The sequence below is a fragment of the Atlanticothrix silvestris CENA357 genome (assembly GCF_016056295.1).
Taxonomy (GTDB): domain Bacteria; phylum Cyanobacteriota; class Cyanobacteriia; order Cyanobacteriales; family Nostocaceae; genus Atlanticothrix; species Atlanticothrix silvestris.
Genome location: NZ_JAECZB010000016.1, coordinates 65,408 through 73,221, shown reverse-complemented (window position 1 = coordinate 73,221; position 7,814 = coordinate 65,408). Strand labels below are relative to the sequence as shown.

Sequence of the window (7,814 nt, the reverse complement as noted above, 5' to 3'; positions counted from 1 at the left end):
GTCTCAGAGAGAGACTCGGCGAAATAGGAATGTCTGTGAAGATACGGACTGCCTGCACCTGGACAGAAAGACCCTATGAAGCTTTACTGTAGCCTGGAATTGTGTTCGGGCTTCGCTTGCGCAGGATAGGTGGGAGGCATTGAAGTATTCCTTGTGGGGAATATGGAGCCAACGGTGAGATACCACTCTGGCGAAGCTAGAATTCTAACCCATGACCGTAAGCCGGTCAGGGAACAGTTTCAGGTGGGCAGTTTGACTGGGGCGGTCGCCTCCTAAAAGGTAACGGAGGCGCGCAAAGGTTCCCTCAGCACGCTTGGAAACCGTGCGACGAGTGTAAAGGCATAAAGGGAGCTTGACTGCAAGACCGACAAGTCGAGCAGGTACGAAAGTAGGCCTTAGTGATCCGACGGCGCAGAGTGGAATGGCCGTCGCTCAACGGATAAAAGTTACTCTAGGGATAACAGGCTGATCTCCCCCAAGAGTCCACATCGACGGGGAGGTTTGGCACCTCGATGTCGGCTCATCGCAACCTGGGGCGGAAGTACGTCCCAAGGGTTGGGCTGTTCGCCCATTAAAGCGGTACGTGAGCTGGGTTCAGAACGTCGTGAGACAGTTCGGTCCATATCCGGTGCAGGCGTAAGAGCATTGAGAGGAGCCTTCCTTAGTACGAGAGGACCGGGAAGGACGCACCGCTGGTGTACCAGTTATCGTACCAACGGTAAACGCTGGGTAGCCAAGTGCGGAGCGGATAACCGCTGAAAGCATCTAAGTGGGAAGCCCACCTCAAGATGAGTGCTCTCACTACGTTAAGTAGGTAAGGTCACGGGCAGAACACCCGTTTATAGGCGGTAGGTGGAAGTGCAGTAATGTATGCAGCCGAGCCGTACTAATAGACCGAGGGCTTGACCTCTCAAACATTTGGTTACCAATTCATTCGCGTTACTTGCAGTCTTCAGGGTTTTGTGAAGTATTAGAAATGTAAAATTTCAAAAGTCATTTTTAATTTTACATTTTTAATTTTTAATTCCCATCAGGTTTTCCTGGTGTCTATTGCGCGGTGGAACCACGCTGAACCCTTCCCGAACTCAGAGGTGAAACGCTGTTGCGGCGACGATAGTTTAGGGGTAGCCCTACGCAAAAATAGCTCGATGCCAGGTCTGTTTATCTAATGAAATACCAAGGTTATGCTATTAGTATGACCTTGGTATTTCTTATTGGGAGATTTGCTGATAGCGAATTGGCAATTCACTTAGTGGTTGGTTTTGGAAATACGAGCATGAGGAAATATGTTCCCCTTGCCCTGCTATTAATACTTATAAACACAGTGGTGTTTTCGGCTTTTCCATCTGTATGTCGTAATTACAATGATCATATTATTTGTATCCTAAGTATTAACCGCAGTGCCAAAAATTATTGGGAATACAGAGCATCTGTTAGTGTGGATGGAGTGAAAAATCCTAATGAAGTCTACAACTGTCGTGAACGAGTCAAGGTGAAACGAGACAGAACTGTTGTGTCATTTGGACAAAACGACCCTGGTGAATTGATATGCAGTTTTTTTAAAAAGTCTTGAGGGTTAACTCACCATTTTAGTAATTCCCTTTGACTAAGAGTAATTATCTACCGAGCTGCTGTAGATTCTATTAAGGTTTAAAAATTATTATGACGACAAAGATTGCACCCGTTATTGCAGTGCTGGGTCAAAATAGTGTAGCAATAGCCCGCAAAATGATGAGTGTTTTGCCAGGGGCGACATTATATGGTTTGGCGGGTCGCACTTCTGAGGTTGATGTGAGTTTTACGAATTTCGGTGATACATTGCGGGAATTGTTCGTGGAGGGAAGGCCACTGATTGGTATTTGTGCAGCAGGTATATTGATCAGGACATTAGCACCTCTGCTCTCAGATAAACGGCAGGAACCGCCAGTACTAGCTGTTGCTGAGGATGGTAGTGCTGTGGTTCCTCTTTTGGGTGGACTTAATGGGGTAAACGATTTAGCACGCCGTATTGCTGAGGTACTTGATGTTAAAGCTGCAATCACAACTACAGGTGATCTGCGTTTCTGCACTGCGCTGTTATCGCCTCCTCCTGGATACCATTTAGCCAACCCGGATGATGCGAAGACATTTATCTCGGATTTGCTAGCTGGAGCGCAAGTGAAGTTGGAGGGGATGGCATCGTGGTTGAGTAATAGTCAACTACCCATAGACACTAACGGAAGTTTAACCATCCGGGTTACGGAATGCTCGGTGACACTTGCACCCAATTGCCTTGTGTATCACCCAGCAACTATAGCGATCGCCATTAGTGATACTGTTGATGTAGCTTCAGTACAACAGTTACTTACTGATGCCGAACTAGCTCCTACATCTGTAGCAGGGATATTTGCACCTTTAGCTATGGCAACTAACCCAGCCATTAACGCTATTGCTGATGCCTTGGGAGTGCCCACACGCTTTTTTACTTCAAATGAGTTAGAGACTCTGCTATCACAAGGTTATAGCCCTGCCCAAGCAGCAGCGATCGCTGCAACAGGGACATCTTTTCATCTCCTCACCTCTTCATTTTCCCACCTAGCGATCGCGATTGCCCCCCAAGTAATCGACCCCAGTACTATAGGTCAGCCAAGGGGACGCTTAGCAATTGTGGGTACAGGCCCTGGTTGGTCACAGTGGATGTCTCCGGAAGTGAAGGAAATACTCAAGTCTGCTACTGACTTAGTAGGGTATAAAACATACTTAGATTTAGTCGGTTCTCTTGCTTATGGCAAACAACGGCATGAGTCAGATAACCGCGAAGAAATTGCACGGGCAAGGATGGCACTGGATTTAGCAGCAGAGGGGCGATATGTCGCAGTGGTTTCCTCTGGCGACCCTGGTATCTATGCAATGGCAGCAGCAATTTTTGAGGTACTGGATCACCATGCCCAACAGGAATGGAACAGTATTGATATTCATGTTGCACCAGGGATATCAGCAATGCAAGCTGCGGCGGCTGCGATTGGCGCTCCTTTGGGACATGACTTTTGTGCGATTTCTCTGTCGGATATCTTGAAACCTTGGTCAATTATCGAACAACGAATCGCTGCCGCTGCTTGTGCTGATTTTGCGATCGCATTTTACAATCCAGTTTCCAAAGAACGCACCTGGCAACTAGCAGCAGCTAGAAATATTTTATTGCAATATAGAACACCTGATACTCCAGTAGTATTGGCAAAGAATGTTGGTAGACCAGGGCATACAGTTAAAGTGATTACTCTTGAACAGTTAGCGCCAGATGTCGCTGATATGCGGACTATTATTCTTGTTGGTTCAACACAGACTCGGATTATTCAACGCGGCGATGACAGGATTTCTGTTTATACGCCTCGTCGTTACACTGAAGGCAAGAATGCATGAGTATTTGCTGAGGCTTTGAGAAGCGATCGCCCAAGTTGGCTGTGTCAAAAAAAATTTCCAGAGAAAATACTGTTTCTCACAGATTTCATGGAAGTAGTGTTGTAATACAATCAATAGTACCGACGGAGATCACTGCAAGTTCAGAGACAATACTATAGAGAACCATACTTTACGAATATTAACAATGACTGGAACCACACAGCAGTTACCTTCAAGTACCTTAGAAAAACTTTTTTGGACTTGGCAAGGTTACAAAATTCAATACACTGTCATGGGTACAGGAAAACCTCTGGTATTAGTTCACGGCTTTGGTGCTTCTATTGGTCACTGGCGTAAAAATATTCCCGTTTTGGCAAATGCTGGCTACCAGGTTTTTGCCCTTGATCTTTTAGGTTTTGGTGGTTCCGACAAAGCGCCAATTGATTACAGCGTGGAAGTGTGGGTGGAACTTTTGAAAGATTTTTGCTCCACACACGTTCAAGAACCTGCCGTATTTATCGGCAATTCTATCGGCGCACTTCTGAGCTTAATGGTACTAGCAGAACATCCAGAAATTGCGGCTGGTGGTGTTTTAATTAACTCAGCTGGTGGATTAAGCCATCGTCCCCACGAATTGAACCCACCGTTACGGATTGTGATGGCAGCTTTTAATAGAGTCGTGCGATCGCCGATAACAGGTAAATTTGTCTTTAACCGCATCCGCCAAAAAGCCCAAATTCGCCGTACCCTGCATCAAGTTTACCGCGATCGCACAGCCGTAACTGATGAATTAGTTGATTTACTTTATACTCCCTCTTGTGATCCGGGAGCGCAGCAAGTTTTCGTATCTATCCTCACAGCACCCCCTGGCCCAACTCCAGAGGAACTATTGCCGAAAGTAGAACGTCCTTTATTAGTAATTTGGGGTGCTGATGATCCTTGGACACCAATTACTGGAGCCAAGATTTACGAGGAGGCTTATAAGAATGGCAAAGAGATCAAAATTGTTCCCATTCCTAATGCTGGTCATTGTCCCCACGATGAGGTTCCAAATGTTGTCAATGCCCAGATAGTTGATTGGTTAAGCCAAATGTGACTACGACGACTATAAAGGCATTTTGAGCGTCTTACTGTAGATAGACGCAAAGACACTAAGGAACATGGGTTGAATAAGGTGCATTGAACAATCCTAAAAGGTAGATTACGCCTTCACTAATACAGTTGGCATTAGGAGATGTCTATTAATAAATCCATGTTCCTTCAAAAGTACATTGTGCTTACATCTTTGTGTAGGCAGGGTAGAAATGCAGTTAATACTCTGGCTGAGTACCTTTTACTTTTTTTAATTGCGTATTGACAAAATCAGACTCAGGTGGTGTGTGTAATGGAGCTTGATATGCGTAATCAAAGGGAAATTCCCTTAAGTTACCATCCAGATTTTTCCGAGCTAGGCTATGAAGTTATTCAAGAACTAGGACGTAATCAGGAAGGGGGACGCATTACTTACCTAGCTAATGTCCGGAAATCTCATCAACAGGTGGTAATCAAAGAATTTAATCTTGCTAGTACAGGAACTGACTGGTCTGGTTTGAAAGCTTATGAACGTGAAATTAAAATTCTGCAAACCATTAATCATCCCCGTATTCCTCGTTATATAAGTTCTTTTGAAACACCAACGGGTTTTTATTTAGTGCAGGAGTATAAAAACGCTCCATCTTTAGGGGTATGTCGCAGCTTTAACCCAGAAGAAATCAAGCAAATAGCTCTGTCAATTTTAGAAATTTTGGTTTATCTACAACAGCAAGTTGACCCAATTATCCATCGGGATATTAAACCAGAGAATATTTTAGTTGACGAACACCTGAATGCTTATCTAGTTGATTTTGGTTTGGCTCAGACACAGAAAGCGACAACTACTTTTAGTAGCTTGGCAGCAGGAACCCCAGGTTTTATGCCGCCAGAGGAATATCTTGGTTATTCTCTCACCCAAGCTTCAGATTTATATAGCTTGGGCGTAACACTGATTTGTTTACTTACTGATACTAGTTCTATCGATGCTGGTAAATTAATTGATGAGCGCAATCGCTTCAATTGTCAAAAATTAGTTCCTCAACTGAATCCACGTTTCAGGTCGTGGTTGATGAAAATGGTAGAACCTAAGTGGAATCATCGTTATGCCACTGCTGCTGCTGCCTTGGAAGTAATTAAGCCTATTCAGGTAACTGGTAGTGTCACAACTATAGAAACTTTAATTGCTGCGATCGCATTTAGCAAACGAACTACTATGCTAGGACTAGCCATTATTGGGATGTTTGCAGTGGCAGCAACAACTTTGATACTTTCTCAGCAAGATGGTGCAGTACAACAGCTACAGGAAATCAGTCAATGTCAAGACTGTCATCTTTAAGTAAATCATGTACCGATTCAGCAACGCCCGTGATATTCATTCATCCTGTAACCGTCCGTCCTCCATGTGAACAATGCGATCAGCGATATCTAAAATACGCACATCATGAGTTACAAGTAAAACAGAACAACCCTCTTCTTGAGCAAGGCGTTGAATAATATCAACTACATCCCGCCCAGTTTTACTATCTAATGATGAGGTGGGTTCATCTGCTAAGACCAATTTAGGTTGAGCAACTAAAGCGCGCGCGATTGCAACTCTTTGCTTTTGTCCCCCTGATAATTTTTCTGGGTAATAGTCTATGCGATCGTTTAATCCCACTGCATCTAAAATAGCTACAGCCCTTTGGCGATATTCATATTTGGGAATCTCTGGGTGTAGTTTCAAGGACATTCGCACGTTACCATAAGCCGTCAAGCACTTGAGCAAATTGTGATGCTGGAAGATAAAACCGATTTGATTTCTAACTTGTATTAACTGCTTTTTAGTACAACCTCTGAGTTCTTGATTAAATATTTTCAAACTTCCTTTTTGTACCGAACGTAAACCCCCAATTAGTGAGAGTAAAGTTGTCTTACCACTACCTGAAGGGCCTGTAAGAATTACAATTTCTCCTGGGTAAATTGCTAAATCTATATCAGTTAACACGGGTTTTTGTAATGTCCCCTGTCCAAAACTATGGTTGAGGTTAGTGACAGTCACAGTGGGGGAGGGAGTCATACAATTTTGAATTTTGAATTTTAAAACACGTCGGCGGGATCGGCGGAACGGAGTTTTGTCGTAGCGATCGCACCGGAAACACTACACATAATAATAGTTAAGAGAAAGACTTGGATGGCTACACTGGCTTTCATCACAAGAGGTATACGTGTGAGTGTCACCAATAAATCATAAATTCCGACTGAGGCAAAAAAACCAGGGACAAATCCCATCACACCGAGAATGACGGCTTCTTGTAAAACTACTATTAATAGAGAGCGATCGCTATAACCCATTGCTTTGAGTGTGGCATACTCTGGCAAATGATCACTGACATCAGAGTAAAGAACTTGATAGAGAATAATTACTCCCACCACAAAGCCGACAATCGTACCAAACTTGAGGATGATTCCTTCTGGCTGGGAAGCGTGAAACTGTTGTTCCCGTTGAATTAATTCTTTGTGGGTAAACACGCTAATATCGGAGGGGAGACGTTGACGTAACTGTGCTTGGACTGTTTTGATATTTGCGCCTGTTTTGAGGCTGACAACCCCCAGTCTGACTGAGTTGAGGCTATTTTGCCCATTCCTTAGCCCATAATTCCAGTCACTGATTATCACATTACCTTTATCGTTCATTGTGCTACCCATGTTAAAAAGTCCTACTACATAGGTGCGTTGATTATCCATGAGAGTGACTAACTCTTTTTGCTGAGTCAGTAATTGAGGAATGTCTCCTAAAGAAGCTTGGGAGAAACGATCAAATAAAACCCCATCTGGTGTAGTTAATTTGGGAAGTTGTTGCTGAATTTCTGGTGAGTTCAAAACAAAAGATTGGGTAGGATTGAACGCAATCACCCGGACTTCATTACCAAAAAACCCGCGTCTTTGTCGTGTTCTCTGTCTAGAACTGCTTGGGCGAGATAATTCGTTGGGGTTCACCCAATTCGCCCTACTAATATAAACTGGTGCAACAGCTTCTACACCATCGACTGAGGCGGCTTGATAAAGATAAGCGCGAGGGAAGGAAATTCTAAACTGTAAACTGGGACTAAATGTGGAAACTAAGATTAATTCTCCGCCTAAACTTTCATGCAGTTTGGTTGTTCCCTCAGTCAGCATAGCCAAGAGTCCCATCTGGGAGAACATCAGGATATTGGCAAAGCATACGCCTGTCGTGGCGACAGCTAAACGTACTTTTTGATGAGATAATTGTGCCCAAGCTAGGGGAGTTTCTAGGGGGAGATGTTTGAAAATAAGTTTTATCATGGGAACTGGAGACAAATCAATTAAAAATTAAAAATTAAAGATTAAAAATTAAAGAACTTGTG

Annotated in this window: 6 protein-coding genes and 2 rRNA genes; 6 read left to right on the top strand and 2 right to left on the bottom strand. The window is 43.7% G+C overall.

The genetic code is table 11. From position 1 onward, the window contains the following. From I8751_RS09620 to I8751_RS09595, 6 genes are all read left to right on the top strand, one after another. Positions 1–910 (top strand): 23S ribosomal RNA (locus I8751_RS09620); the annotation flags it as partial. 129 nt (positions 911–1,039) lie between these two features. Further along, positions 1,040–1,157 (top strand): 5S ribosomal RNA (rrf, locus tag I8751_RS09615). 11 nt (positions 1,158–1,168) lie between these two features. Beyond that, on the top strand, positions 1,169–1,573 hold the full coding sequence (locus tag I8751_RS09610) for a hypothetical protein (RefSeq protein WP_318780307.1): 405 nt from the start codon (positions 1,169–1,171) through the stop codon (positions 1,571–1,573). Positions 1,574–1,662: 89 nt separating this feature from the next. Continuing rightward, entirely contained in the window at positions 1,663–3,399 is a 1,737-nt protein-coding gene (gene cobJ, locus I8751_RS09605) for a precorrin-3B C(17)-methyltransferase (RefSeq protein WP_214438941.1), read from the top strand. Between the two features lie 184 nt (positions 3,400–3,583). Further along, positions 3,584–4,474, top strand: a complete 891-nt coding sequence (locus tag I8751_RS09600; protein ID WP_214438940.1) for an alpha/beta fold hydrolase — start codon at positions 3,584–3,586, stop codon at positions 4,472–4,474. A 288-nt stretch (positions 4,475–4,762) separates the two neighbouring features. Continuing rightward, complete coding sequence (locus tag I8751_RS09595; protein WP_214438939.1) at positions 4,763–5,785, top strand: serine/threonine protein kinase; 1,023 nt, start codon at positions 4,763–4,765, stop codon at positions 5,783–5,785. A 36-nt stretch (positions 5,786–5,821) separates the two neighbouring features. On the opposite strand, the gene I8751_RS09590 is transcribed toward I8751_RS09595, so the two are convergent. Next, complete coding sequence (locus I8751_RS09590; protein ID WP_214438938.1) at positions 5,822–6,505, bottom strand: DevA family ABC transporter ATP-binding protein; 684 nt, start codon at positions 6,503–6,505, stop codon at positions 5,822–5,824. A gap of 20 nt (positions 6,506–6,525) precedes the next feature. Then, on the bottom strand, positions 6,526–7,752 hold the full coding sequence (gene devC / locus I8751_RS09585; protein WP_214438937.1) for an ABC transporter permease DevC: 1,227 nt from the start codon (positions 7,750–7,752) through the stop codon (positions 6,526–6,528). Positions 7,753–7,814: the final 62 nt, after the last annotated feature.

Excerpts from the sequence above, each read along its gene's own strand:
- I8751_RS09610 (WP_318780307.1), top strand. The coding sequence starts at position 1,169 with ATGAAATACCAAGGTTATGCTATTAGTATGACCTTGGTATTTCTTATT.
- cobJ (WP_214438941.1), top strand. The coding sequence starts at position 1,663 with ATGACGACAAAGATTGCACCCGTTATTGCAGTGCTGGGTCAAAATAGT.
- I8751_RS09600 (WP_214438940.1), top strand. The coding sequence starts at position 3,584 with ATGACTGGAACCACACAGCAGTTACCTTCAAGTACCTTAGAAAAACTT.
- I8751_RS09595 (WP_214438939.1), top strand. The coding sequence starts at position 4,763 with ATGGAGCTTGATATGCGTAATCAAAGGGAAATTCCCTTAAGTTACCAT.
- I8751_RS09590 (WP_214438938.1), bottom strand. The coding sequence starts at position 6,505 with ATGACTCCCTCCCCCACTGTGACTGTCACTAACCTCAACCATAGTTTT.
- devC (WP_214438937.1), bottom strand. The coding sequence starts at position 7,752 with ATGATAAAACTTATTTTCAAACATCTCCCCCTAGAAACTCCCCTAGCT.